The organism is Xanthomonas citri pv. citri (assembly GCF_000961215.1).
Classification (GTDB): Bacteria; Pseudomonadota; Gammaproteobacteria; order Xanthomonadales; family Xanthomonadaceae; genus Xanthomonas; species Xanthomonas cissicola.
The window spans coordinates 2,512,226-2,537,823 of the sequence record NZ_CP008998.1; the positions used below are offsets into that span (position 1 = coordinate 2,512,226).

Genomic DNA, 25,598 nt, shown 5'->3' on the forward strand with positions numbered 1-25,598 from the left:
GAGCCTGCCGGGCAGGCAATCGCACCGCGCCGCTGTGCGGTTGCATGCGCGATGCCTTGTGATGCGATGCACGTCCGAACTCTTGCCTGCAATGCAGCAAAGCCCCGCTCAACTGAGATCGTGCAGGTCCTTGGCTAGCGGCGCACTCAGTGCCCAATCGGAGAACCGCACCTTCAGCCCGGCGCGCTCGGGCGTACAGCACATCGGCCCGACCAGATAGACGCTTGCTGGCGGGAATGGGCACAGCCGCACCAACGGCCAGCGACGGCCGTCCGCAGAGACCTGCAGGCGTAGCACACCGTCGGCAACCGTGGCACGGATCCAGAAATCCTTGGGGTCGGCTTCGTAAGGACCAGTTGCCCAATCCGATACCGGGTTGGTCAACACGCTGCTGAGCATGGCACGCCCGTCGCTGAGTTCGATCCCGGCCTTGACCCAGTGCTGCTCGTCAACGCGCACCATGATGCCGGCCTGATCGTACAAGGCTTCGTACTGCGCGCGCGCACGCAGCTGCGCGGTGAAGCCTGCGCCGGCCCTGATGCCCAGAAAGTGCCCGCTGTCGCGGGTGAATCCGTAGTGCGTCTTGCGCCAGAAGTCGGTCGCCTGGTCGGTCACCACATCCAACGTGTCGCCGTTGATCGCGAGTGTCTTCGGCCGGTTGAGCCAGGTTCCTGCGTGCCAGCTGCTGTCCTGCGCCATGGTGTTCCTCGGGTTGGTCTGTTGTGCACACGCGCCACCACTGAGCGTCATCCCGACCACGCCAGCCAACACGCGCCTGCGTGCGCCATGGAATGCATCGTGTTGCATGGATCTGCGCTCCTGCGACTTATGAAAGCGAAGTTTACGTGCTGTACGCGCAAGGCCGCGTGCGTGCGGCGCGTCCTCTGTTCGCCATGCAGGCAACGCGCCAGTCCGTGCTGCGACGATGCGCGGCCGTGCAGACGCGTCGCATCATGCGACGTCGCCGCAGAACCCAGACCGAAATCCGCACGCGAGCAATGGCTGTACTCGGCGTATAGATATTTGCCGGCCAACCCTGCGGTTCACGCGCCTAAGAGCGGCTAACAAACCGTAGCGAGCAGTCGCCAGGTGGGTGCGGACGGCGCGGAGGAACCGGAGTGTACGCGTGGTCCATGCCGACTCCGAGCACCGGCCGCGCCCGCCTGGCGGCTGCACAATCGTTTTGTCAGCCGCTCTAAGTGCCCTGCCCTCAGTGCTGCGCCAATGCGTAGTCGATTGCCGCGCAAATTGCCGCGACCTGCGCAGCATTGCATTGGTCGGGTGTGGCGCGCGGGCTATCCGGATAGACCTCGGTGGTCGTGCGATACCGCGCATCGGTGACGCCGGCGCACAGGCCCAGTCGCCGCACCGGATAATTGATGACCCCGTGCCCCACCACCGATGCACCGATAAGCCGCCCATCCGCATCGGCGGGCGCGATATGCGTCACCTCGGCCACCGCCGCGATCACCGCCTGCTGGAAGGCGGGCTGCGGATCTTCACTGTCGCCGACCAGATAAAACCCGTCCGGAATGCTCCCCGGCACAAACACCGCACCGTCGCGCGCCGCCAACGCGGGGCGAAACTCGCTCTCGTCGCTATCGGTGGTTTCGTGCAGGTCGATATGCACCAGCATTCGTCCGGAAGTCGCAGCCACCACCCGCATCAGCGCAGCCGACTCTTCGGCCGGGCTGTTGTTGCGAAACGCGCGATTCGGATCCACTGCATCGGCATTCCAACGCTGGATGCGCTCATAACCCCAGGGATTGATGCACGGCGCCACCAGTAGATTGCATCTGCCTGCGTAGTCGAAAGCACGCTGCTGCAGAAATTGCAGCGCACCTTGCACGCCACTGGTTTCGTAGCCGTGTACGCCTCCAGTGACCAACACGCATTGCAGGCTGTCGTCCCACTGCGCGCTGCGTAGTGCCAGCAGGGGATACTCCCCTTGCGCATGGGCAATGGTGCCGTACTGCACGCGCTGGTACTGCTCGGCCAGTGTTGCGATCTGCTGCACGACATCGTCCGCATAACTGCGCTGCTGCAGCTGGCGTGCGCGCCACATGGCGCGTTCCGGCTCGCCCCACGGTTGCCCGGGCGTGCCGATCGGATACGTTAGGTTGGTCGTCATTGCAGGTATCGGTGCGAGGAAGGCGCCAAGGGTAAGCGCTCTGGACGCAGAAGCAAAAAGGCCCCGCACTGCGGGGCCGATGAAACCTGCGCAGCTGACGTTTACTTCTTTGCGGTGACCCCTGGGGTGGCGTCGCGGACCAGGAACTCTTCAGTCAACTCCGGCAGATGCGCCAGCAGCCAGTCGGCCATGGCCTGCTCCTGGGGCAGGATCTGCTCGCACACGCGCTGCGTTTCGGTATCGCCCACCGTCTTGGCGGCACCCAGCAACGCGGTGTAGGTGGCGATCTCCAGGTTCTCGAACACGTAGCTGGCCATCGCGCCCTTGACGATTTCGTCGGAGGTGGTCATGCCGCCCATCGCCTGCCCGAATGCGGCCATCTTGCCCATGGCGTCCTTGATGATCGACGGCGAACCGCCCAGGCGCTCGATACACGACTCGACCAAGCGCTGTTGCCCCAGCGTCTCTTCCAGATGCTGCTCGATGCGGGCTTTGAGCTGGGGGTAGTGCTCGATGCGTGCGGCCTGGGCCTTGAGCATCTGCTCGGCCTGCTGCTCCATTGCATGCGCATCGCGCAGCCAGTCCATCAGGTTTTCTTGGGGTTCGGCCATGGGGTTCTCCTGTTTGTTTGCGATATGTCCAGCCTGCAGCGGCGCGGATGAAAGATGTGACTGTTCCAAGTGAACGCTGCGTGCGCCGTCTACGTGCCATAGACATGGCGTGGAGGGACTGCGACCCCGCCATCCACAGACTGTTTAGATGCGGTCACAACAAACTGAGGACCTTTCCCGGCGATCTCTCGGGACCCGCATACAACGCTGCGCCGCTGACCGCGCGGACCACCTGAGGTCGAATGCGTCCGGCTACCGGTCGCGGGGACTATGCATGCTGCGGCGGTGCGGTGAGCCCGCAATCCAGAGGGCTGCAAATCCTGCCGAGGTTAGGAGCTGCAGCATGGCTGGAGTGAAATTTTTCCATGCAATCGATGTCGGACGTCATGCACGACTGCAAAAATTTCTCGCCTGCGCTCGATGCATTGCACAGCAGGCGCTCGTGGATCTTTCAAGGTGCACAGAACATCACGCACGATGATTGCGTGCAAAAATTTGCAATCGATTGTGCCTCATCGCGTGCACCAATCGGTTTGCTTCGACCAAAAACAGCACAGGCGCTCGGCCGCATGGGCGTAGCGCCTGTGTCCAACCTCCGGCAAGACTCGCTCCCGAACCGGCGCACCATAGCACGCCGATGGCTGGATTAAGCGGATTCTTCCTGCGGCTTGGCCTGCTTGGAACGCCCGCCCTTGCTGCCGATGCGCGACATGTGGTCGCGATCGCGGCTCACGGCCTGGCCGCCCTTACGGCCAGCTTCGCGCGCTTCGTCGCTAGTAAATTCGTGCGCATTGCCGCTGGCATGCGCGGCCTTGCCACCGCTACTCGCCAACAGGCGGCGCTTCTCCGGATCCAATGCGGCAAAGCCGCGCCGGCTACGGGTCGTGTTTTGTCCGTCTTCCACTGTGCCTCCTCTCGATGCTTCGGTTACGCCTGGGTGATGGGCTAACCGCAACATTCGTGCCAACCTCAAAAGGCAGGCCCCACGGTGCACTGCGGATGGATGCAGGAAAAAACGGCTGCGCTCGCTGTGCAAATCTTGCACACCTTCCCATCGCCGGACGATTCGGCCTACCTCCTAGGTGGATAGCGCTATCACGGGGCGCAGCTGCGGTCTGCAGCCGCTAGAGAGATTGCGCAGGCGTCGCAGGATCAGCTGCGGTGCCTGGATCAACCGCCCGCCGCTACTGCAGGCGTGTTCCGATCTCGCGTAGTCTGATTGCCACGCACGGCGAGGAATCAGCCGTCAGCGTTTGGCCCACCAGATCGCCTGCATGAGGCCATCGCCTCGGTGACGGCGTGCGCCGCGCCTCGCAAGGCGCGTGCTGTCGATACCGCAGATCGCTCGGCCGATTCGCTACGGGCAGCTCAGACAGCGGCGCAGCCACAGGTCGAAACAGGCAATGCACGCACACATAACTGCGCACGGATCTGGACGCGCACTGACGCGCCTTCAGTCGCCACGTCGATACACCCTGCGAAAGACTTTGCGGTTGTGTGCAGGCCGGTACCACCGGCCGACGTCGACACTAGGCCGTAACCATTACGCATGCATGCCGTCCACGCGCGGATGCGGCTGGCCCAGAGGCTCGGCAAGGAGTCTTCGGGATGCGCACGCATCATGTCACACGGAAACCGTGAGCCCGAGTGGCCCTGCCCTGCAGCCGCGTCATCGGTGGTGTGCTGTCCCCACCCCACTGCCTGCACCGCCATCGGCCCATCGCGGTCGTCGCACGCTGCAGCAGCTTCGGACAAAGCATCGCCCACCAGCAACAAGGTGGGCAGACCCGGTGGCAGCGCGGCGGCTGTCGTCCCAAGGTCGCCCAGGGCGGTGAGGCGACGTTGCTGCTCCGGCCGCGTGGCGGCCTGCACGATGGCGGCGGGTGTGCCGGCCAGCAATGCAGCGGCCAGCGCATCTGCGCGGCGCAGGCCCATGTAGATACCCAGCGTCGTGCCGCTGGCCGCAAGCGCGCCCCAGTTCGGCTCGCCGTGGTCGTGCGTGTGCGCGGTGACGAAGGTGATGCCGTGGCAGTGGCTGCGATGGGTCAGCGAGACGTCCAGTGCGGCCACCGCAGCGAATGCCGCACTCACGCCGTCGATCACCTGCACACCGACACCGGCACGACGCAGGAAGGCGATCTCTTCGCCAGCGTGGCCGAACAGCAGCGCATCGTCCCCTTTCACGCGCACCACGCGCCGGCCCTGCAACGCGTAGCGACGCATCAGCCGGCAGATGAACTCCTGCGGTGTCGAACGGCATCCGCCACGTTGTTTGAGTTGTGCAACGTGGCGCCGTCGTCGATGGCGTCGTGCATCGCTGCGGCCGAGACATGCATGCAGGTGCACACGATCGGATCGCCAGGCGCTGTGGGTATGCGTGAAGACCGACAGCCGCGCACCACGCCACGGCTTGCCAGCCAATGCGGTCGCAAGCAACGATCGATTGGCGTCGCTGGGTTGCGCGGCCGTCAGCAGCACGCCGTCGATATGGCGATGCCCGTCGTGCATGCGCCAGCCAACGCGGCGCATCGGCCCGCGGCGCAGGTCGCAGTACTCCAGCACATCCGCGCCGGCCGGCAGATGCAACGCGGCGACCAGGCGATCCATCCACATGGCATCGGGCGCGCGTTCGCAGGCGGCATGCAGCACGACCCAACCCCGGCTGTATTCGGCCATGGCCACGATACGGCGCGCCACTTCGGTCAGTTTGACGCCCTGCTTCATCGCCTGCTGGCGTAATGCCGCATAAGCATCGGCCTCGCTCAGGCCACGTTTTTCCATCAGCAAGCCCTTCGCGCGGTCGATCTGCTTGCGGTCCTGCAGCGCCTGCTGCTTTCCTGCGCAAAACGGGCCAGCGCCACCTGCACGATGGGCGCAACCGCGCGGGCGCCAGACCATCCACCACATACGCCGTCACCCCCGCGCCGACCGCTGCATGAATCAACGCATCGTCGCCATCCCCAAAGAACATCACCACCGGCCGCGGCGCGTGCGCATGCAACATCGACAGCTGCTCCAAGGTATCGCGGGAAGGCGAATCCACATCGATCACCACTACATCCGGCTGCTGGCGTTGCACGGCATGCAGCAGTGCAACGACCGAGGCCACGTCATCGAGCATCTGGTAGCCGGCGCGCGTCAGTGGCTGGCGCAGTTCGCCGATCGGCTTTTCGGTATCGTTGACCAGCAAAACACGCATTGACGGCAGCGAGGCATGGACGTGGCCCGATGGGGCCATGCAACATGCTGCTGCGAGCCATCTTTTCGGAGTGTGTCCGATGCCGTTGTTCCCGTTGTTCGCCAACCTGCAGGGGCGCGCCGTGCTGGTCATCGGTGGCGGCGAAGTCGCCACACGCAAGGTGCTGGCGCTGCTCAAGGCGCAGGCGCACATCCGGCTGTATGCGCACGCGCTTTCGCCCGAACTTGCCCAGCTGCTGCAGGCCGGGCGCTTTGAACAGATGACAGGCGAGTTCGATCCTGGCTGGATCGACACCGTGTGGCTGGTCGTCGCGGCCACCGACGATGTGGAGCTGAATCAACGTGTCGCCGCAGCGGCCGGCGCGCGCCAGCGCCTGGTCAATGTCGTGGACGATGCCGAGCTCTCCACCTACCAGGTACCGGCCATTGTCGACCGCGATCCGCTGGTGGTTGCGATTTCGTCGGCAGGCGCGGCGCCGATGCTGGCGCGCCGACTGCGCGAGCGACTGGAGCGCGAACTGCATGCGTCGGTCGGTACGCTGGCGGCCTTGTTCGCCCAGCACCGCGAGCGCATTCGTCAGCAGTTGCCGGACATGAACCGGCGGCGCCGCTGGTTCGATCAGGTGATCGACGGCCAGGTGCCGCAATTGCTGCAGGCCGGCGATACCGCCGCCGCCGAAGCCGCCTTTGCCGCCGCGCTGGAGGCGGTGGACAGCGTTCCGGCGCGCGGCAGCGTGCAATGGGTTGGTGCCGGCCCGGGCGATCCGGGCCTGCTTACGCTCAACGCCTTGCGCGCCCTGAACCTGGCCGACGTGCTGCTGCTGGCGACGGACGTGCCCACCGCGGTGGTGGAACTGGCGCGCCGGGACGCGCAACGGCGCGCCTGGCCGCAGACGCTGGGCGCGCAGCAGGCCGTCGTAGTGGAGTTGGTCGGCGCCGGTCTGCAGGTTGTGGTCCTGCGCATGGGCAGCGGCGATGCCATCCCGGCGGAGCTGGAAGCCGCCCTGCACGCGCAGGGCATCCTGTCAGTGGGGGTGCCGGGGTTGCCGCTCCGCTAGGTTTTGCCAAGCGCGTTGCCGGGTTCGCACACGGCCATGTCTGCCTGATGGTGACAGTCGTTGCTGTTCGCTGCGCTTCGCAGACTTGGTCGAGATCTTGGTTGGCTGAGGGCATCACGCGCTTGCCGCTTGCAGGACACGCCGCGAGCCCCCGACACCGTGCCGCTTCAGCGCAGCACCCAGTCAGCCAGCAGGAACCCGCCGCTCATCGCCACGACGAGCAATGCACCGGTCAGACGTGGCGGAGCGGGCAGCGGCAAGTCGAGCAACCGGCAGCCGATGCCGATCGCCAATGCGAGCAGTACTTCGAGCACTGCCAGGCTCATGCGTCGCCCCGCCGGCCCACGCGGCCGCTGGGCCCGCCGCAATGCCCCAGATTCTTGGCGGCACGCTGGGCCAGAAAGCGGTCGGCCAGTGCATAGCCGCACGTCATTGCCAGCACCAGCAGCGCGCCGACGAGAGCCGTCGGAGCAGGCGATGGAATGCCGGCCATGCGGCAGCCCAAGCCGATTGCCATACCCAACGCGACACCGCTGATGAACTTCCAGTTCATGGGCATCAGATATCCGAGTGCGCGTGCGGCGGCAGCGCAGCACCGCCGCCACCGACGAAGTGGCGCACCACCGGCGCGCGCTCGCCGTGATGCAGGGCGCGGATCTGTTCCTGTAATTGGCGGTCGTCGCCGGTGACGCGTTCGTGCTGCCGCAAATGCTCCAGCCAGGAGGCGAGGATGAAGTATTCCAGTTGCACACCCGGCGTTGCAGCGTCTTCGGCGATGCCCCAGACCACGGCGCCATCGCGGCGGCGCGCATTGCCCAGTTGCGTCATCAACTGCAAGAACGCGACGCGTGCCTCGGCAGCGATACGGTATTCCACTGTCACCAGCACCGGGCCGCGGTCGTGCTCGACGCGATCGACTTGCGCAGGTGCAGGCCAATGCCCACCGGGGGCGAGGTCCAGCTGTTCGGTTCCGGCAATCCGCGCGCGTTTGACCACTAGCGCGGCGATCACTGCACCGGCGGCTGCGATCTGCAGTGCTGTGGCAATCGACGTGCGTTGGGCCAACGCACCCCATAACAGCGAGCCACTGGCCATGCCTGCGGAAAACACCACGATGTATAGCGACAATGCACGGGCACGCACCCACGCAGGGACGGCGGTCTGTGCGGCGATCTGCAACGACGACAGCACCGTGATCCAGGCCAGGCCGTTCACCACCATCACCACGCACAACACGCCAAGCAGCCGCGACAACGCCAACCCCAGCAGCGATGCAGCGCACACCAGGGTGGCAACGAACACCAACAGATCGCGGTCGTAGTGCGCACGCAGGCGCGGCAACAGCAAGGCGCCGCTGATCGCTCCGACGCCGATGCAGCCCAGCAAAACGCCGTAGCTGCCGGCGCCCAGCTGCATGTCGCGGCGGACCACCAACGGCAGCAGCGCGGTCAACGCGCTGGCGAACACAAAAAAGCCGGCGGCCTTGATCAGCACCGCCTGCAGGCGACCGGCGCGCGCGGCGTAGCGCAACCCTGCGCGCAGGCCTGCGCCAAAGCTCTCCGGCGGCAGCGCCGAGGTGTGCACATCGCGGCGCCACCGCCACAGCACGTACAGCATCATGCCAAAGGTCAACCCGTTGAGCAGAAAGGCCCACGGCGGGCCGAATTGCGCCACGATCAGCCCACCCACGGCCGGGCCGATCGATCGCGCGATGTTCATGCCGATCGAATTGAGCGCCACCGCCGAAGCCAGCATCGGGCTCGGCACCAGTTCCGACACGATCGCCGCCTGCGCCGGCATCGCCATTGCCGCGCCCACGCCCATTGCAAAGGTGAGCGCCACCAAGACCCAAGGCGCCAGCAACTGCAGATGCGCCAATAACGCGAGCGTACCGGCCACCAGCAGCATCCAGAGCTGGGTCAACAGCAGGTAGCGACGACGGTCGACGATGTCGGCCAGCGTGCCGGCGACCAGTGCCAATAACACCACCGGCAAGGTGGTCGCCGACTGTACCGCCGCCACCATCAATGGCGAGCCGGTCTGTTCGGCCATCACCCAGGACGCGGCGACATCATTGATCCAGGTACCGATATTGCTGCCCAGGATCGCCAGCCACAAGGCGCGGAAAACCGGCTCACGCAGCGGCGCCCAGGCACCACCTTCGGCAGGTGCGGCAGAAACACTCATCGCGGCAAGACTCCAGCCAATGGGATGAAACAAACGACGCAGAAGTGTGCCGCGTGCAACATGCAGGCACGAAGATGTACCGGCGATACCGCCATCAGAACGCGAAGCACGCGCATCCCAAGGCACCCCAGAAGCGACGTAGATCATCGGTGGGGACAGCATGCAGCCCCGCATGCGCGTGCGCGCCGTGGGCTCGACACGCGTGGCCGCGCGCATGCGCGTGCGGCGCAGCGGCTAGCCCGCTCATCCCGCCTCCAACCTGGTAGCCGCCGAACCGATTCACCGGCGACCAATCCGGCATGGCAGGCGGCAGCGTGGGGGCGAGCGCGGCAAAGTCGCCCTCGCCATGCACGACACGCCCGCCCAGGACGGTCAGCACGCTGGTGATGTCGGAGATGGCCGCGTCGTCGATGCGGAAGTAATCGTCGGACAACACGATGAAGTCGGCCAACTGCCCGCCGCCAGGGTGCCCTTGTTGGTCTCGTCACCGGAAAACCAGGCGCTGCCCTGCGTCCACAACCGCAGTGCCTGTTCGCGATCGAGCAGATTCTCGTCGCCATACAGGGCCAGACCGCCCACCGTGCGGCCGGTGACCAGCCACGACAGCGCCACCCACGGGTTGTAGCTGGCCACGCGGGTGGCATCGGTGCCTGCGCCGACCGGAATTCCCGCTGCGAGCATGCGTCGCACTGGCGGCGTCTGCCTTGCAGCCTGCACGCCATAGCGCCGCACGAACGCCTCGCCCTGGTAGGCCATGCGATGTTGCACGGCGATGCCGCCGTTCAAGGCGCGAATGCGCTCGATATTGCGCGGGGTAATCGTTTCGGCATGGTCGATGAACCAATGCAGGCCATCGAACGGGATGTCGGCGTTGACCTTTTCGTAGACATCGAGAATGCGCGCGATGCTTTCGTCGTATGTTGCATGGATACGGAATGGCCAGCGCTTTTCCACCAGCAGCCGCACCACTTGCTCCAGCTCGGGTTCCAGCTCCGCCGGCAGCTCCGGGCGCGGCTCGCTGAATTGTTCGAAGTCTGCAGCGGAAAATACCAGCATCTCGCCGGCGCCGTTGTGACGCAGCAGGTCATCGCCCTTGCGTAACGGCAGTACTTCGGTCCAGCCGCGGAAGTCTTCGACCTCCCTGCCCTTGTTCTGGGTGAACAGGTTATAGGCAATACGCACGCTCAGTTGATCGGCCGCGTGCAGCTGTTCGATGACCTGGTAATCCTCCGGATAGTTCTGGAAACCACCGCCGGCATCGATCACCGAGGTGACCCCGAGCCGGTTGAGCTCGCGCATGAAATGGCGAGTGGAGTTGGCCTGGTATTCCAGCGGCAGGCGCGGGCCTTTGGCCAGGCTTGCGTAAAGGATCAACGCGTTGGGCTTGGCCAGCAGCAGACCCGTGGGGTTGCCCAACTTGTCGCGCTCGATGCGCCCGCCCGGCGGATCCGGAGTGGTCTTGTCGTAGCCGCAGGCTCGCAGCGCGGCGCGATTGAGTAAGGCACGATCGTACAGATGCAACAGAAACACCGGCGTTTCCGGCGCGATGGCGTTGATCTCCTCAAGCGTGGGCAGGCGTTTTTCAGCGAATTGATACGCAGTGAAACCGCCGACCACGCGCACCCACTGCGGCGCTGGCGTGCGATCGACCTGCGCCTTCAGCATCGCCATTGCATCGGCCAGCGAGCGCACGCCATCCCAGCGCAGCTCCAGGTTGTAATTCAGACCACCACGGATCAGGTGCGTGTGGCTGTCGTTGAGGCCGGGCAGCAGACGTCGCCCCTGCGCATCGATGGTGCGCGCGCCCTTTGCCAAGGCCATGATCTGCGCATCGTCGCCGACTGCCACGATGCGCCCATCGGCAACGGCGATGGCAGTAGCGTTGGGCTGGCGCGGATCGAGCGTGGTGATGCGCGCATTGCGAACGACGAGATCGACCATTGAAGACTTCCCTGATGCAGACGAAGCAGCCGGCAATGCACCCAACGCAAGACCGGCTGCGGCGCCCTGCATCCACAAGCGCCGTCCGGCATCGTGCTTGCCTGGCATGCGGCTCATGCCACACGCCTACGCAGGCGATCCAGCGACCAGTCGCCACCACCGGCTGCAGCGAGTGCCAGCAACACCAGCATCCACATCAGCGGGTATTCCATTCCGCCGTGCATCCAGAACCAGCCCTTGGGCACGGCAACCAGCACGGTGGTTGCGATGAACAGCGCTGCCAGTGCGGCGCTGGCACGCGTCCACACCGCCAGCAAGACCGCCAGCCCGGAGAGGGTCTGCACCAGGGCCAGCAGCAGCGGCAACGGTGCAGCGGATGGAAAGCCGAACTGATGCAACTCAGCGGCAAATCCGGTCAAGCCCGGTCCACCGAACCAGCCCAGCAACTTGCCCAATCCATGCGGCAGCAGGAAGCCGCCGCCAGCGATGCGCAGCATCAGCAACGCTGATGAAAGTCCGGCGGTGCCACGTGGTGCCGATACGTTCAATGCCCGCCTTCCTGCGCAGCGAACATGCTCTTGGCGTACTGGATGCCGATGCCATAGCCACCGGCATGCGCGCGTGCGATGCCGGTGGTCAGCGCATAGGTATCGCCACGTGCCCAGTCGCGCTGCAATTCCAGCAGGTACTGCACACTGGTCATGGGCGCAGCGCCGGCCTGCACCATGCGCGTGACTGCACGTTCGTGCGCTTCATCGCTCACGTCGCCGCAAGCATCGGTGATGACGTACACCTCGAACCCTTGTTCGATCGCCGACAGTGTCGGGCCGACGATGCACACACTGGTCCATAGACCGGCGATCACCAGACGCTGCTTGCCGATTGCGTTGATGCGATCGATTACCCCCTGGTCTTCCCAGGCGTTCATGCTGGTGCGATCGAATACCGGCTCGCCGGGAAAGATGTCCGGCAACTCGGGGAACAACGGGCCGGAGAACGACTTTTCTGCGACGGTCGTCAGGATCACCGGCACCTTGAACCCTTTGGCGCCCTTTGCAACCAAAGACACGTTGTTGCGCAGCGCCGAAATGTCGATGGTGTGCGTGGCGAACGCCATCTGCGATTGATGGTCGATCAGAATCAGGGTGTGATCGCCGGGCGATAGCAAGGATGTGCCGGGTACGGCAGTTGCAGTGGTCATGCAGGTTGCTCCATGGAAAGTGAAACCGATTCACCGCCGCGCCGCTGCGACGAGGGCATGAGGGCAGCGCCGCACGGCTCCATCGCCATCTGCGCGGCGAAACGTGCCGGCGTGCAACCGGTGGCGTTGCGAAAGCTGCGAACGAAGTGGCTTTGATCGAAGAAGCACAGATCGGTCGCGATCTGGCTGATGGTGTGGCCGCCCTCGCGCAACATCGCCTGGGCACGTTCGAGCCGACGAAGACGCAGGTACTCCATTGGACTGGCGCCGACCGCATCGCGGAACACGCGTGCGAAATGGAAGCGGCTCATGCAGGCCGCTTGCGCAAGATGCGCCACGCTGACAGGTTCGTACAGATGCGTGTCGATGTACTGCATTGCGCGCGCAACAGCGCGCACACGCGATGCCTGTATGTGCATGCGCCCTGCAGCACGCGTATCGGGGCAAGCAACGGCAATCAGAGGTGCCATGGGGCGTCTCCGGGGGGAATGACCGTATGGTGCCGGGGACGGCTTTGCTGCCCTACCCCTGATGGTGAGGCGAATCGTTCCCTCTTTCGGGGGAGTGCTTGCACCTGTTCGCCATGGGCAGCAGTTTGGATGTGATGCGCGTTCGATAGAGCGCTGCGTCATGCCGATGCAGTGCCAGTGGAATCGAGAGAACGCAAACGCATCGCCGAACATCGCGCTGATCAGACAGCGCGCAGCTGTTCAATGTCGCGATCACCACGAAACGGCGCATCGAGGCGAGCGGGAAGCAAACGCAACCGCAATGGGGTGCAGTCGAGCTGCAGCATGTCGAGGCGTTGCGCGCTGCCCGACAGTTCCCGCATCACGCGCGCGGCGTGCATCAGTCGCTAAACCAATTCGGCCTGCACGTGCCTCCCCCGAAAGAGGTGGTGGTGCTTCGCCCGATCCCGCCCGACAATGATGCGATGCCGCATGAGCCCGTCATCCGTTCGCTTTGCTTGTCGCGCTTGCGCGCGGCAGCGGTCGTGGCGCTATGGTGGCTACTGATGCTCTGTCGTCCCGCCTGCGCAGCCGGCATTGCCGCGACCCGCGACGGACTGCTGCAGTTCCACCACACCGCCTGGAGCATCGAGCGTGGCGCGCCGGCCGACATCTGGGACATCCAGCAAGCCGATGGCGGCGCGCTGTGGCTGGCGACTGGCTTTGGGCTGTTCAAGTTCGACGGCGAACACTTCACCAGGCAGGCGGCGCCGGAGGGCGAAGCCTATGCATCGCACAATATGACCGCGCTGTCGCTGACCACGGACGACGGCGCGTGGATCGGCTATTTCAATGCCGGCATCGATCGCCTGGCCGACGGCCATCTCACTCATTTCGTGCCTGGCAAGGATGTGCCGGATGGGATGGTGTTCCGCATCGAGCGCGATGGCAGCGGCCGCCTGTGGGCCGCCATCGATGGCGGGCTGTGCTGGTTCGACGGACGGCGCTGGCACCGCGCCGGTGCCGACTGGGGCTATCCGGAATCCAGCGCGCAATGGCTGCTGCGCGATCGCCGCGGCATCCTGTGGGTGAGCGATGGCAGCCGCATCCTGTCGCTGCAACCGGGTGCGCGACGCTTCGAATCCAGCGGCCAGCAGGTCGGGCACTTCACCACCATGGCCGAGCACCCGGACGGCACGGTCTGGGTCGCCGATCCGCACCGCGGCGTGTTCGCGCTCACCGATACGCATGGCACGGTGTTACCTGCTCTGGTTCGCAGCCGGCTGCGGTTTCCCGGCTTGTTCGCCCATCGCATCCGTTTCATGCGCGACGGCGCGCTGTGGGGCAGCGACTACGTCGCAGGCGGGGTGTTCCGTGTCGCCCAGCCCACATCGCCGACGCCGGTACTCGAACGCTATGGCCCGCTGCAGGGTCTGACCTCCTCCACTGCCGGCCCGCTGCTGGAAGACCACGAAGGCAATCTCTGGGCCGGCACCAACCTGGGGCTCAACCGCTTCCGGCATCGCGCCCTGCTGCCACTGGCGGCATTGCTGCCGGGCCATCCCACGGCCGTGGCGATCTTCGCGACCGTCGCCACGCCAGGCGCACCGGTGTTGCTGGCGGTCCTGCGCGACGAGCGTCAGCTGGCCTTGACGCGTACCGGCATCCAGGCCCTGCAACGCGGCGCGCCCGCCAGCGCCCTGCAGGTGCCCGCCAGCGCCAACGGCTGGTTGCTCGGCGACAACCGCCTGCTGCGCCTGCACGCAGGCCGCACGCACGCCTTGCCCCTACCGCAGGACGTGCGCACCGGATCCATCCGCGCGTTTGCCGTCGATGCCCAGGACACGCCCTGGGCGTGTCCCGATGCCAGCGGCCCGCAGCGCTGGGATGGTCATCGCTGGCAGGCGATTGCCAGCTTGCTGGACCAACCCTGTTCTGTCCTGCTCGCCGCGCCGGACGGCGCGCTGTGGGTAGGCAGCGTCACAGGTGAGCTCAGCGTGCTGCGCGGCGGGCAGGTGCGGCACTACACCGCCAACAACGGCTTGTCGGTCGGCCCGATCACCGCCATTTGGCACAGCGCGGCCCTCACCCTGGTGGCTGGCGAAAGCGGGCTGGCAGTGCTCCGCAGCGATGGCCGCTTCCAGCAGGTGGCCGATCAGGCCAATCCGGTGTTGCAGGGCATCACCGGCATCGTGCGCGACCGTCACGACACCTTCTGGTTGAACGGCAATCGCGGCGTCGTGCAAATCGGCAGGCAGGCACTGCTGCGCAGCCTGCGCACCGGCGTGGTCAGCCCCACGCTGCGCCTGTACGACATCATGGATGGCCTGCCCGGCGTCGCCCAGCAGGCCAGCCCGGTGCCTACCGCGATCGCCGCGGCCGATGGCCTGCTCTGGTTCACCACCAACCAGGGCCTGGCCTGGCTCGATCCCGAGCAGACCTACCGCAACCCCACCGCGCCGAAGGTCTTCATCACCGACGTGGTCGCCAACGACCGGCCTTACCCGCGTCAGGACGGCCTGCACCTGCCCGAATGGACCGACCGTCTGCGCATCGGCTACGACGCGATCAGCCTTACCCGCCCGGAGCGCGTGCGGTTCCGCTACCGGCTGGAAGGGGTGGATGCACGTTGGCAGGACGCCGGCAACCGCAACGAGGCCTTCTATACCAACCTTGCGCCCGGGCGTTACCGCTTCCGTATTGCGGCCGCCAACAACGACGGCCTGGAGAATGCGCGCGGCGACACCCTGGACTTCGTCATCGAGCCGGCCTTCATCCAAACCTGGCAATTCAAGGCCTGCTGCGCGCTGGCGTTGCTGCTGGCGCTCGGCATCGCCTGGCGCATGCGTACCCGGCAGGTGGCCGCACGCCTGCGCGCGCGTCTGGAAGAGCGTTACCGTGAACGCGAACGCATCGCCCGCGAATTGCACGACACCTTGCTGCAGGGCACCCAGGGGCTGATCCTGCGGCTGCATGCCGCCAGCCGCTCGCTCCCCTGGAACGATCCCCGCCGGCTGGAGCTGGAACAGGCGGTGGATCTGGCCGAAAACGCGCTGGCCGAAGGCCGCGATCGCGTCAGCGGCTTGCGCGACAGCCAGTCCCTGCACGAAGACCTGGCCGCCGCCCTGCAGCGGGCGCGTAACGCCACCATGCCGCCGCCAACGGCCGCACTGCAGGTCGCTGTCGAAGGCCGGCCCATGCGCTTGCGTCACCTGGTGGCCGACGAACTGTTCCAGCTCGGACGCGAAGCGCTTGCCAATGCCGACCGGCACGCCAATGCCACCGGCATCGCGCTGGAACTGCGTTACGGTTCTCGTGACTTCACGCTGCGCATCCGCGACGATGGCCGCGGCCTGGATCCGGATGTGCTGCACGGCCACGCCCGCACTGGGCATTGGGGCCTGACCGGCATGCAGGAACGCGCGCAGCGCATCGGCGCCAAGATGCAGCTGTGGTCGCGTCCCGGCAGCGGCACCGAAATCCAGATCACCCTGCCCGCGCGTGCCGCCTACCTGCGCGCCAAGCGATGGTGGTGGCCATTTCACACCGCACGATCCACGGAGACTTCCAATGGCTGACATGGTCCGACCAACCGACGTGCTGGTGGTAGACGACCATCCGCTGCTGCGCGATGGGCTCAGTGCCATGCTCGCCGCCGAGCACGACATGCGCGTGGTCGGCGAAGCGGAAGACGGCGAACAGGCGGTGGCCTGCTACACGCGCCTGCGCCCGGACGTGGTGCTGATGGATCTGCAGATGCCGCGCGTGGACGGGGTCGAAGCCATCCAGCGCATCCGCCAGGTCGACTCCGCCGCCAAGGTCATCGTGCTGACCACCTACACCGGCGACGTGCGCGCGGTACGCGCCCTCCAGGCAGGCGCCTGCGGTTACCTGCTCAAGAGCGCGTTGCGCCGTGAGCTGGTCGACACCATCCGCGACGTGCGCCGCGGCCAGCGCCGGCATGTGCCGGCCTCGGTGGCCGAAAATATCGCCGCCCATGTGCTCGATGATGCCCTGTCCGCCCGCGAGACCGAAGTGCTGAACCTGGTCGCTACCGGCTGCTCCAACAAGCAGATCGGCAGTGCCTTGAGCATCTCCGAAGAAACCGTCAAGGCACATATGAAGAACATCCTGGGCAAGCTCGGCGTGCGCGATCGCACCCATGCGGTCACCGTCGCGCTGCGGCGCGGGATCCTGTCGCTGGAGACCTGAGCGGCGGCTTGCCACTCCTGCGCGCCACCAAGGGGGTGGCCTTTGCTATACGGTCGACCATTCTTGAACGCGAGGCGACACGCGCGATAGCCGCGCGCGCTCAAACCGATCGGCTTACGCTATCGTATGCACCGCCAAGCGGCATGGGGGCCGCTTTAGCATCTGGTTCGGCAGCCGATAACGGCTACGTCCAACCGTCGCACTGCGCTGCGGCGGCACTCGACTCAATCATTTAAACGCGTTCAGGGGAATTGCGATGCTTCGTCACTCTTTGCGGGTGCGCCTGCTGTTGCCGGTGCTGGCCTTGGTGCTGGTCGTGGTGGTGGCACTGACGGTCATTTTGGCCATTACCGAAGCGAACCGGGTCAAGTTCGAAACCGGCGACGCGATCGAGCGCCAGTCGGTGTCCTTGCAGACCTTGTTCGCGGTCACGCGCGCGATGATGCTCGACCGCGTCAATTCCTCCATGCGCCAGCTGCGCAGGGAAGCCAACAAGGAGGGCGCGCCCAGCATTGGCGGCGACGTCCGCGTTGCCGATCGCAGCGCCAACGACCTGCTGCTGGGCCAGCGCTCGCAGGCCAATGCCTTCACCTTGGTCGACGAGGTCACCGCCATCCACGAAGGTACCGCAACGCTGTTCTCGCGTACCGGCGACGACTTCGTGCGTATCTCCACCAACGTCAAGAAGGACGACGGCAGCCGCGCCATCGGCACCGTGCTCGATCCGAACGGCCAGGCCGCCGCCAAGCTGCGTAACGGCGAAAGCTTCTACGGCGTGGTCGACATTCTCGGCAACCCGTACGTCACCGGCTACGAGCCGATCTTTGCCGGCAACGACAAGCGCGTGATCGGTGCGTGGTACGTCGGTTACAAGGCAGACACCCAGGCGCTGGAAAACGTGGTCAGCAGCCGCCGCGTGCTCGACTCCGGTTTCATTGCCGTGTTCGACAGCAAGAACAAGCTGCGCTTCCAGTCCACCACCGGCGCCACCACCGATACCGCCACCATCGAGCGGATCGTCAAGGACACCCCGGATGATTGGGTCGTCACCAAGGAACAGGTACCCGATTGGGGCTTCACCCTGGTCTCGGCCTATCCCAGAAGCGACGTCAATGGCGTGATCGTGCGCCAGTCGCTGTGGATCGCCGGCATCGGTCTGCTGGTCTGCGCCTTGTTGCTCGGCCTGCAGTGGGCCCTGATCTGGAGCCGCGTGTTGCGCCCGATCCAGCACTTGACCACCGTGGCCGAAGAACTGAGCCTGGGCAAGTGGAACCACACCATCGCAGAGGTCAACCTCAAAGATGAAATCGGTACCCTGGCGCGCGCCATTTCCCGCTTGTCCAACAGCGTCCGGTTGGCCATGGAGCGCCTCAGCAAACGCTGAGTCGCTGTCACCCATTCCGTACCTGATGCTGCAAGGAAGACGCCATGTCCACTGAATTCCGTCCGCTGATCGAGATCCTGCGCGAGCTCAAAGCGCTGGCATTGAAGAAGGCGTCCGGCTTTCTGTTCATCGTCACCGAGGAAAACCACTCCTGCATCGTCCGCATCAACAGCGGGCAGATCGAAGAAGTGGTGTTCCGCATGCTGCGTAATGATGGGGCGGTACAACGCCTCACCATGGTCAACGCGGCGAAGGCGCGCTTCCAGGTCGACCCCGGTGCCGGCCTGGGCAAACCCTCGCTGTTGAGCGACGACTCGCGGCAGTGGTTGATGGGCGGTTTTGAACAGGATCTCGGCGGCGCACCGTCGCCGGTGCGTGCGCCGGTCGCGCCGACACCCGCACCTGCCGCAGCTGTCGCAAGCGCGAGTGCTGCGCCGGTTGCCACTGGCGCGGGGCCCGACGACAGCGTCCGCGATGCACTGGAAGCGGTCGCACTGAACTATCTCGGCCCAATCGCCGGCATGCTGTGCGATGAAGCCTGGGATGCCTCCAGCGACATCGAGCAGGTGCTCAGCCAGCTCGCCGCCAACCTGGCCACGCCGCAGGAAGCACAGAAGTTCATGGCCGACGCCCGCGTGGCATTGGCCAAGGTCCGCTGAGGAGCATCTTCAGTTCGGCTCATGCATCAGGCCGCGCACTGCGCGGCTTTTTTGTCGGCGCGTCAGTGGCGCTGGCCATGCCTTGCAACTTCAGACCATGTCGACGCAGGCCGGACATCGACTATGCGTTGCTGGTCTGCGAAGCATGCCCAGTGGCCAGCGTGGCGATAGATCATGGGATCCGACGCAGGCTCAGCACGTCGGCCATCAGCAAACGCGCAGCTCTTGCAGATCGCAATGCGCGACGAAGCGCTGCAGATTGCCCGACAGACGTTTGCCGGTGCTGGATCCGGTAGAAGCGCCGCGTCGCGTGCGGGTCTACAGCGCGCCACGCCTTGGACAACCGGGTGGCATTACGGACTGTCTGGCCTGGTCGGGGGCTGAAGCAGAAGCTTGAGCAGAGGATTCGGGAAACGTCGCGACATGGTCACCGCATGGAAGGTCTCCACGATGTCCGGCAATTGATCGCCTTCCATCAGTGCGCCAGCTGCGATCTCGTCCTTGACCACGATCGGCGGCAGAACCGCCAGGCCGATGTCCTCGCGGGCAAGCAGTCGCATCATCGCCATGTCTTCCACTTCCGCCACGATCTGCGGCCGCACGCCCAGGCGGTCGGCCAACGCGTCGAAGCCGATGCGCACGCTGCTATCCACCGTGGGCAGGATGATGGGGTGGCTGCGAAGGCGGTCGGCGAAGCTGGCCGCATGGCCCAGCCGATCCGGCGTGCCCACCAGGCTGACCGGGTACTCCGCGAGCCGGTGGGTGACGAAGGGGGACAGCGCATCGCCGGCAGGTGCCCGATTCAGCAGCACCACGTCGAGATTGAGCGCCTCCAGCGCGCGCAGCAGTTCACCCGCGCTGCCCGATCGCAGGATGAGGTCGATGTCGGTGCGGCCCAGCAGCGGCCGCAGGAACTCCATCTGGAAGTTGCGCGAGAGCGTGGCAAGCGAACCGACCCGCAGTGCCTGCCGCGCCGCACCCGTCTGCCGCAGCGTGCCAAGCAACTCATCGCCGGTGGCAAAAATCGCATCGGCATGGTCGAGCACGATTTGCCCGGCCTCGGTCAGATACAGTTGCCGCCCGCGGCGTTCGAACAGCGCGTGGCCCAGGCGCTCCTCCAGTTTGCGGATTTGCACCGAAAGCGCCGACTGGGTGAGGTTGAGACGCTCGGCAGTACGGGTGAGGTTCCCCTCGTGCGCGACCGCCCAGAAGTAGCGCAGATGGTTGTAGTTCAAGGCGGCCATATCATTCGATAATAACGAACGAATCTGCAATGACAATGAATTTTTATTCAACCCCACCGGTCGTTATCGTGGCGCGGCCCGCCACCACGTTCGTTCTTAGGGGATCGCCTTGTCGCTCTATCTACTCCCACTGTTCGCACCACTCCTGCTGCTGACCGCCGCTGTCGTCGCCCTGGTTCGCGGCGGTCGCCGTCCACTCAAGATCCCCCTCCTCGCAGAAGGCGCCGCGCTCGGCGCGCTCTGCATCGCGATCGCATCGCTGGCGCTGGTGCTGTCGCGAGGCACTGGCGACAGCCCACTGATCGGATGGGGCGACATCGGCCTGTCCGCGCGGCTCGACGCGGTCAGCGTGACGATGCTTTTGCTGGTGACCTTCGTTGGTTGGATCGTGGTGCGGTACGCACGCACCTATCTCGACGGCGAGGCTCGCCAGGGCTACTTCACCGGCTGGCTATGCATGGCACTGGCGGCGGTGCTGCTGCTGGTGCAGGCAGGCAATCTGATCCAGGTCGTCATCGCCTGGATTGCCACCAGCATCGCGATGCATCGCCTGCTGCTGTTCTATCCCGAGCGCGTGGAAGCGCAGCGCGCCGCACGTAAGAAGCGCGTGTTCTCCACCACCGGCGGTATCGCCCTGACCTGCGGCGCGCTGCTGATCTGGAAAAGCATGGGCACGACCGATATCGCCACGATCAACGCGATGGCCGCGCGCGGGCAGCACTCCTGGTCGCTGGTCGCGGCGGCCGCTCTGCTTGCACTTGCTGCGGTCTTGAAATCGGCGCAGTTCCCGACCCACGGCTGGCTCACCGAGATGATGGAAGCGCCCACGCCGGTATCGGCCTTGCTGCACGCCGGCGTGGTCAATGGCGGCGGCTTCCTGCTGATCCGCTTTGCCGACCTGATGCTTGCCGCCCCCGGCGTGCTCGCCGTGCTGGCCATGCTGGGCGGGTTCACCGCCTTGTTCGGCGCGCTGGTGATGCTGACCCAGCCGGCGGTCAAGACCTCGCTCGCCTGGTCCACGGTCGCGCAGATGGGATTCATGATGCTCCAGTGCGGTCTGGCGCTGTTCCCGCTGGCCCTGCTGCATATCGTGGCGCACTCGCTCTACAAGGCGCACGCGTTCCTGGCCTCCGGCGGCGCGGTCGAGCAGGTGGCGGCCATTCGTCGGCCCGGGCCGGTCGCCGTTCCGGATGGGTCGGCGGTCGGCCGCGCATTTTTGATCGCACTGGCGATCTATATCGGCATCGGCACTGGCTTCGGGTCCGCCTTCGGCTTCGAGCACAAGTCGCCGCAGGCGCTGGCGCTGGGCGCGATCCTGATCTTCGGGGTCGCCTATCTGCTGGCCCAGGGCCTTGCCGACGCCGCGCCGCGCCCCCTCACCCGCAGGACGGCGATCTACGCCAGCGCCGCGGCGATCGGCTACTTCGCGCTGCAGACCACCGCCGAATGGCTGACCGCCGGCGTGCTGCCGGCAACGCCGGCGCCGGGACGCCTGGAGTGGACCCTGATGGCGCTCGCGGTGCTGAGCTTCGGGCTGGTGGCGGTCGCGCAAGCGCTGTTTCCGCTCTGGGCATCGCACCCCGCTGCCGCCGGGCTCCGCGTCCACCTCTCCAATGGGCTGTACGCCAACGCCACGATCGATCGCCTGCTTGGCGGCTGGTCCGTTCGCAAGACCTCCTGAACCCCTTCACGCCAGGCCCCCATGCTGATGACCACGACGACCACCGCCATGTCTGTGTCCCTGTCCCACGATGTGATCATCGCCGCCGCCCAACGTGCGGCACGCGCCATCCCGCCGCTGTGGCCGCTCGCCTCCAGCGTTGCGGTCAACCCCTTCCTCGGCCAGGCCAGCGAGCCCCTGGAAATGGCGGCGGCGCGACTGCGACGCGCGTCCGGTATCGCCGTCACCATGCCGCGGCATTGGTACGCAGAACGGCTCCAGTCCGGCGAAATCACCGAAGACGATCTGCGGGCGCCCTTGCAGAACGCGCCGGCCGCGCTGCGCCCGCCGAGCTTGTCCGCGCTCAGACACGCCATCGCAGCCACGCGCCCTTCCCCGCAGGCGATCCCCACGGTCGCCGAGCTGGCCCGCGACACAGCCGCGGTCGACTGGCCCGGCATCGTCAACGAACGCATCGGTCACTGGGCAGCGGGCTATTTCGACCAGGGCCAGGCGCTCTGGGCGGTCGGCCGGTCCGGTGGTGCCTACAGCACCTGGCGGATCATCGCGACCCACGATCTGACCCCGGAAATCGCCGGCCTGGCAGGTTTCGCACGGTATGTGGCGGATGCGCCAGCCAATGCCGAAGACGCAATCGTCGACTGCGTCGCTCGCCTGGGACTTTCGCAGGACGCGCTGGACGGTTATTTCCACCGCTTGCTGACCACGTTGGGCGGCTGGGGACAGCTCGGCCGGTATCGGCTCTGGCAGGCGGAGTTGAGCGGCGCAACCGATGCATGCGTCACCGACCTGCTCGCCATCCGCATGCTCTGGGAGGCCGCGCTGCTGGGCAACGGCGGCTGCGCGCTGGTGCCTGGCTGGCGGACGGCCATTGCCGCCTACGCCGAGCCGGTCGCTGCAACCTCGGACGATGTCATCGACAGCATCCTGCAGGAAGCGGCCGAACGTGCAGCGCAGCGAAAGCTCAACGCCGTGCTGGCCGCGCCATCGCCGGCCCAGGTCGCAGCTGGCCGTGTGAAGCTGCAAATGGCGTTCTGCATCGATGTGCGCTCGGAAGTCTTCCGCCGGGCGCTGGAAAGCCTCGATTCGGGCATCCAGACCCTCGGGTTTGCAGGGTTTTTCGGCTTGGGCATCGGCCATCGCCGGTTCGCCTCGGACGTGGTCGAAGCGCGCCTGCCGGTGCTGCTCGCTCCAGGCGTGATCACCTGCGCAGGTGACGCGACGGCGTCGGCAGCCGCCTCCGACCTCAGCGCACGGATCGCGGCACGTGCCAAACGCGCCTGGGGCCGCTTCAAGCTGGCGGCCATTTCCTCGTTCGCCTTCGTCGAGGCCACCGGCCCGATCTACGTCGCCAAGCTGCTGCGCGACGGGCTGGCGCTCGCCCGCCAGCACGCACCGAACGAGCCTGCGCCACGCCCTGCCGACGGGCTGGACCTGGAGACCCGGCTGACCATGGCCACGCGCATCCTCAAGGCGATGTCGTTCACCGGCGGCTTCGCGCGGCTGGTGGTACTCGCCGGCCATGGTGCGAAAGTGGTCAACAACCCCCATGCGAGCGCACTGCACTGCGGCGCATGCGGCGGCTATTCCGGCGAAGTGAACGCGCGGCTGCTCGCGTCGCTGCTCAACGATAGCCAGGTGCGCGCCGGTCTTGCCGCACGCGGCATCGTCATTCCCGCCGACACGTTATTCCTGGCCGCACTGCACGACACCACGACCGATGCGGTCACCCTCTACACCGCCGATCACCCTTCGCCCGGGCATGCCGAAGATCTCGCCCAAGCGGCGCAGTGGCTGGCCGCGGCCGGAGCGCTGGCGCGGGCGGAACGTGCCGCGCGCCTGCCCCGCGCGCACCGCAGCCAGGACATCGCACATCGCGCCCGCGACTGGGCCGAGATTCGCCCCGAATGGGCACTTGCCGGCTGCCAGGCCTTCATCGCCGCACCGCGCTCGCGCACTGCCGGGCGCGACCTGGCCGGGCGCGCCTTCCTCCACGACTACGACTGGCGCTACGACGACGGCTTCGGCGTGCTGGAGTTGATCCTGACCGCACCGGTCGTCGTCGCCAGCTGGATCAGCCTGCAGTACTACGGATCGACCGTCGCGCCCGAGAGTTTTGGCGCCGGCAACAAGCTGCTGCACAACGTCACCGGCGGCATCGGCGTAGTCGAGGGCAACGGCGGGATCCTGCGCACCGGATTGCCGTGGCAATCGGTGCATGACGGCCAACGCCTGACCCACGAGCCGCTGCGCCTCTCCGTGCTGATCGAAGCGCCGCCCGAAGCGATCGCCAACATCCTCGAACGTCACCCGCAGGTCCGCGCGCTGTTCGACAACCGTTGGCTGCATCTGTTCGCCCTGGACGACGAGGGCCTGATACGCCCAGGGTTCCGTAGACACTCAAGACCCTCGTTGCGCGTAGCGCCGTTCAAACTCTACAGGGGACAGGTCGCCAGTTGAACCATGACGGCGTTGTGGGTTGTAGAACATCTCGATGTAGTCGAACACCTCGGCGCGTGCGGCGTCCTTGGTGGGGTAGATCCGCCGCCTGATCCGCTCGCGTTTGAGCAGACCAAAGAAGCTCTCCACCGGTGCGTTGTGCCCCAAGGGCAGGCTTCGCGCTCGTGGCAGTTGCCACGCCGACTCATGCTGCACACCAAGCCATGGGACGCCAGGAAACTGCGCCAGTCATCGCTGGTGTAGACAGACCCCTGGTCCGAATGAACCAGGCAACCAGCGCTGGGTTTGCGCCGCCACACCGCCGACAGCAAGGCCTGCACGACCAACTCGGTATCGGCTCGATCGCGCATCGCCCAGCCGACGACCTGCCTGGAAAACAGATCGATCACCACAGCCAGGTACATCCAGCCTTCATGCGTACGGATGAAGGTGAAGTCGCTCGCCCAGGCCGTGTCCGGCTCGGTCACGTCGAACTGTCGATCCAGCAGGTTGGCTGCCGCCTTGCACGGCGTTCCGCCATGGAAGCGCGGCTTGCGGCCATAGCCCACCTGGGCACGCAGTCCCTCGGTGCGCATCAATCGATGCACCCGATGGCGACTGCAACGCTCACCCAGATCGCGTAGATCCTTGGCAATCTTGCGATGCCCATAGACACTGCCGCTGGCCAACCAGTGGTGCTTGATCAGCCCCAGCAGGCGTTCGTCTTCCTTGGCGCGTTCACTGTCGGGCGACTTTAGCCACGCGTAGTATCCAGCCCGGTTCACCCGCAAAACCCGGCACATCGCGCACACCCTGAATTCTTCGCGGTGGACTTGCATGAAGAGGTACTTTGCCTTTACCCCTTGGCAAAGTACGCGGCGGCCTTTTTTAGGATGTCGCGCTCCTCCGTCACCCGGCGCAACTCGATCTTCAGCCGCCGGACTTCGGCGCTCTGGTCCGCCTCAGCGCGCTGTACTACGCCGGGCTTGCCGAACTTGCGCAGCCAAGCGTACAGGCTGTGCGTGGTGACACCCAGTCGCTCGGCGACCTCTGCCACCTTGAACCCACGATCGGTCACTTGCCGGACCGCCTCGATCTTGAACTCATCCGTATACCGCTTACTGCTCATGGACACCTCCGAATCAGCCATTTTCCATGGCCTTGAGATGTCTAGGAAATCCTGGGCGTATCAGATTTGCGGAA

19 protein-coding genes, 1 other RNA gene and 5 pseudogenes are annotated in these 25,598 nt (G+C 65.9%); 7 read left to right on the forward strand and 18 right to left on the reverse strand.

From position 1 onward, the window contains the following. Positions 1-108 precede the first annotated feature (108 nt). The 7 genes and pseudogenes from AMD14_RS11385 to AMD14_RS11405 all read right to left on the reverse strand — a co-directional run. Positions 109-807, reverse strand: a complete 699-nt coding sequence (locus tag AMD14_RS11385; protein ID WP_015463195.1) for a DUF1349 domain-containing protein — start codon at positions 805-807, stop codon at positions 109-111. Positions 808-1,059: 252 nt separating this feature from the next. Beyond that, positions 1,060-1,135, reverse strand: a non-coding RNA gene (locus tag AMD14_RS23360) — sX9 sRNA. Between the two features lie 75 nt (positions 1,136-1,210). After that, positions 1,211-2,131, reverse strand: a complete 921-nt coding sequence (locus tag AMD14_RS11390; RefSeq protein ID WP_011051371.1) for a M14 family metallopeptidase — start codon at positions 2,129-2,131, stop codon at positions 1,211-1,213. Between the two features lie 101 nt (positions 2,132-2,232). Next, entirely contained in the window at positions 2,233-2,742 is a 510-nt protein-coding gene (locus AMD14_RS11395) for a ferritin-like domain-containing protein (protein ID WP_008575404.1), read from the reverse strand. Positions 2,743-3,388: 646 nt separating this feature from the next. Beyond that, a complete protein-coding gene (locus tag AMD14_RS11400; protein WP_005916070.1) occupies positions 3,389-3,646 on the reverse strand; it encodes a KGG domain-containing protein in 258 nt (85 codons plus the stop codon). A 788-nt stretch (positions 3,647-4,434) separates the two neighbouring features. After that, positions 4,435-5,013, reverse strand: a pseudogene (locus tag AMD14_RS23370) (uroporphyrinogen-III C-methyltransferase); the annotation flags it as partial. 396 nt (positions 5,014-5,409) lie between these two features. Further along, a pseudogene (locus AMD14_RS11405) lies at positions 5,410-5,941 on the reverse strand (ANTAR domain-containing response regulator); the annotation flags it as partial. A gap of 79 nt (positions 5,942-6,020) precedes the next feature. On the opposite strand from AMD14_RS11405, the gene AMD14_RS11410 reads away from it, so the two are divergent. Then, positions 6,021-6,998 (forward strand): NAD(P)-dependent oxidoreductase, encoded by a 978-nt coding sequence (locus AMD14_RS11410; RefSeq protein WP_011051374.1) that lies wholly within the window; start codon positions 6,021-6,023, stop codon positions 6,996-6,998. Between the two features lie 167 nt (positions 6,999-7,165). Here the strand turns inward: AMD14_RS11410 and AMD14_RS11415 are convergent, their stop codons facing one another. The 8 genes and pseudogenes from AMD14_RS11415 to AMD14_RS24640 form a co-directional block, all read right to left on the reverse strand. Next, entirely contained in the window at positions 7,166-7,324 is a 159-nt protein-coding gene (locus AMD14_RS11415; protein ID WP_015463198.1) for a XapX domain-containing protein, read from the reverse strand. Continuing rightward, the gene (locus tag AMD14_RS11420; RefSeq protein WP_015463199.1) at positions 7,321-7,551 is read right to left on the reverse strand and encodes a DUF1427 family protein; all 231 of its coding nucleotides are present in this window, start codon (positions 7,549-7,551) and stop codon (positions 7,321-7,323) included. Before AMD14_RS11420 ends, AMD14_RS11415 begins: the two co-directional genes overlap by 4 nt. Before the next feature lie 5 nt (positions 7,552-7,556). After that, entirely contained in the window at positions 7,557-9,185 is a 1,629-nt protein-coding gene (locus AMD14_RS11425; protein WP_011051376.1) for an MFS transporter, read from the reverse strand. 94 nt (positions 9,186-9,279) lie between these two features. Further along, positions 9,280-11,126: pseudogene (locus AMD14_RS11435) on the reverse strand (amidohydrolase). Between the two features lie 113 nt (positions 11,127-11,239). Then, a complete protein-coding gene (locus AMD14_RS11440; RefSeq protein ID WP_011051379.1) occupies positions 11,240-11,674 on the reverse strand; it encodes a DoxX family protein in 435 nt (144 codons plus the stop codon). Further along, the gene (locus AMD14_RS11445; RefSeq protein ID WP_040259481.1) at positions 11,671-12,327 is read right to left on the reverse strand and encodes a hydrolase; all 657 of its coding nucleotides are present in this window, start codon (positions 12,325-12,327) and stop codon (positions 11,671-11,673) included. The genes AMD14_RS11440 and AMD14_RS11445 overlap by 4 nt, the downstream gene beginning before the upstream one ends. Continuing rightward, the gene (locus tag AMD14_RS11450) at positions 12,324-12,797 is read right to left on the reverse strand and encodes a helix-turn-helix transcriptional regulator (RefSeq protein ID WP_005922657.1); all 474 of its coding nucleotides are present in this window, start codon (positions 12,795-12,797) and stop codon (positions 12,324-12,326) included. The genes AMD14_RS11445 and AMD14_RS11450 overlap by 4 nt, the downstream gene beginning before the upstream one ends. Before the next feature lie 221 nt (positions 12,798-13,018). After that, the gene (locus AMD14_RS24640) at positions 13,019-13,177 is read right to left on the reverse strand and encodes a hypothetical protein (RefSeq protein WP_155400523.1); all 159 of its coding nucleotides are present in this window, start codon (positions 13,175-13,177) and stop codon (positions 13,019-13,021) included. Positions 13,178-13,261: 84 nt separating this feature from the next. On the opposite strand from AMD14_RS24640, the gene AMD14_RS11455 reads away from it, so the two are divergent. The 4 genes from AMD14_RS11455 to AMD14_RS11470 all read left to right on the forward strand — a co-directional run bounded on the left by AMD14_RS11455 (position 13,262) and on the right by AMD14_RS11470 (position 19,031). Then, positions 13,262-16,354 (forward strand): sensor histidine kinase, encoded by a 3,093-nt coding sequence (locus tag AMD14_RS11455; protein ID WP_040259483.1) that lies wholly within the window; start codon positions 13,262-13,264, stop codon positions 16,352-16,354. After that, positions 16,347-16,988: a response regulator gene (locus AMD14_RS11460; RefSeq protein ID WP_005915741.1), complete on the forward strand. Its 642-nt coding sequence runs from the start codon at positions 16,347-16,349 to the stop codon at positions 16,986-16,988. Before AMD14_RS11455 ends, AMD14_RS11460 begins: the two co-directional genes overlap by 8 nt. Before the next feature lie 256 nt (positions 16,989-17,244). Next, complete coding sequence (locus tag AMD14_RS11465; RefSeq protein WP_011051381.1) at positions 17,245-18,372, forward strand: Cache 3/Cache 2 fusion domain-containing protein; 1,128 nt, start codon at positions 17,245-17,247, stop codon at positions 18,370-18,372. 44 nt (positions 18,373-18,416) lie between these two features. Further along, positions 18,417-19,031: a DUF8082 domain-containing protein gene (locus AMD14_RS11470; RefSeq protein ID WP_045714581.1), complete on the forward strand. Its 615-nt coding sequence runs from the start codon at positions 18,417-18,419 to the stop codon at positions 19,029-19,031. Positions 19,032-19,238: 207 nt separating this feature from the next. On the opposite strand, the pseudogene AMD14_RS24645 reads toward AMD14_RS11470, so the two are convergent. Both AMD14_RS24645 and AMD14_RS11480 read right to left on the reverse strand, forming a co-directional pair. After that, a pseudogene (locus AMD14_RS24645) lies at positions 19,239-19,347 on the reverse strand (LysR family transcriptional regulator); the annotation flags it as partial. A gap of 37 nt (positions 19,348-19,384) precedes the next feature. Continuing rightward, positions 19,385-20,275: a LysR family transcriptional regulator gene (locus tag AMD14_RS11480; RefSeq protein WP_015463203.1), complete on the reverse strand. Its 891-nt coding sequence runs from the start codon at positions 20,273-20,275 to the stop codon at positions 19,385-19,387. A 109-nt stretch (positions 20,276-20,384) separates the two neighbouring features. On the opposite strand from AMD14_RS11480, the gene AMD14_RS11485 reads away from it, so the two are divergent. Both AMD14_RS11485 and AMD14_RS11490 read left to right on the forward strand, forming a co-directional pair. Next, complete coding sequence (locus AMD14_RS11485) at positions 20,385-21,956, forward strand: proton-conducting transporter transmembrane domain-containing protein (protein ID WP_011051383.1); 1,572 nt, start codon at positions 20,385-20,387, stop codon at positions 21,954-21,956. A gap of 21 nt (positions 21,957-21,977) precedes the next feature. After that, entirely contained in the window at positions 21,978-24,416 is a 2,439-nt protein-coding gene (locus tag AMD14_RS11490) for a YbcC family protein (protein WP_015463204.1), read from the forward strand. On the opposite strand, the pseudogene AMD14_RS23375 reads toward AMD14_RS11490, so the two are convergent. Further along, positions 24,357-25,524 (reverse strand): annotated as a pseudogene (locus AMD14_RS23375) (IS3 family transposase). The gene AMD14_RS11490 and the pseudogene AMD14_RS23375 sit on opposite strands and share 60 nt — an antisense overlap. Positions 25,525-25,598 lie beyond the last annotated feature (74 nt).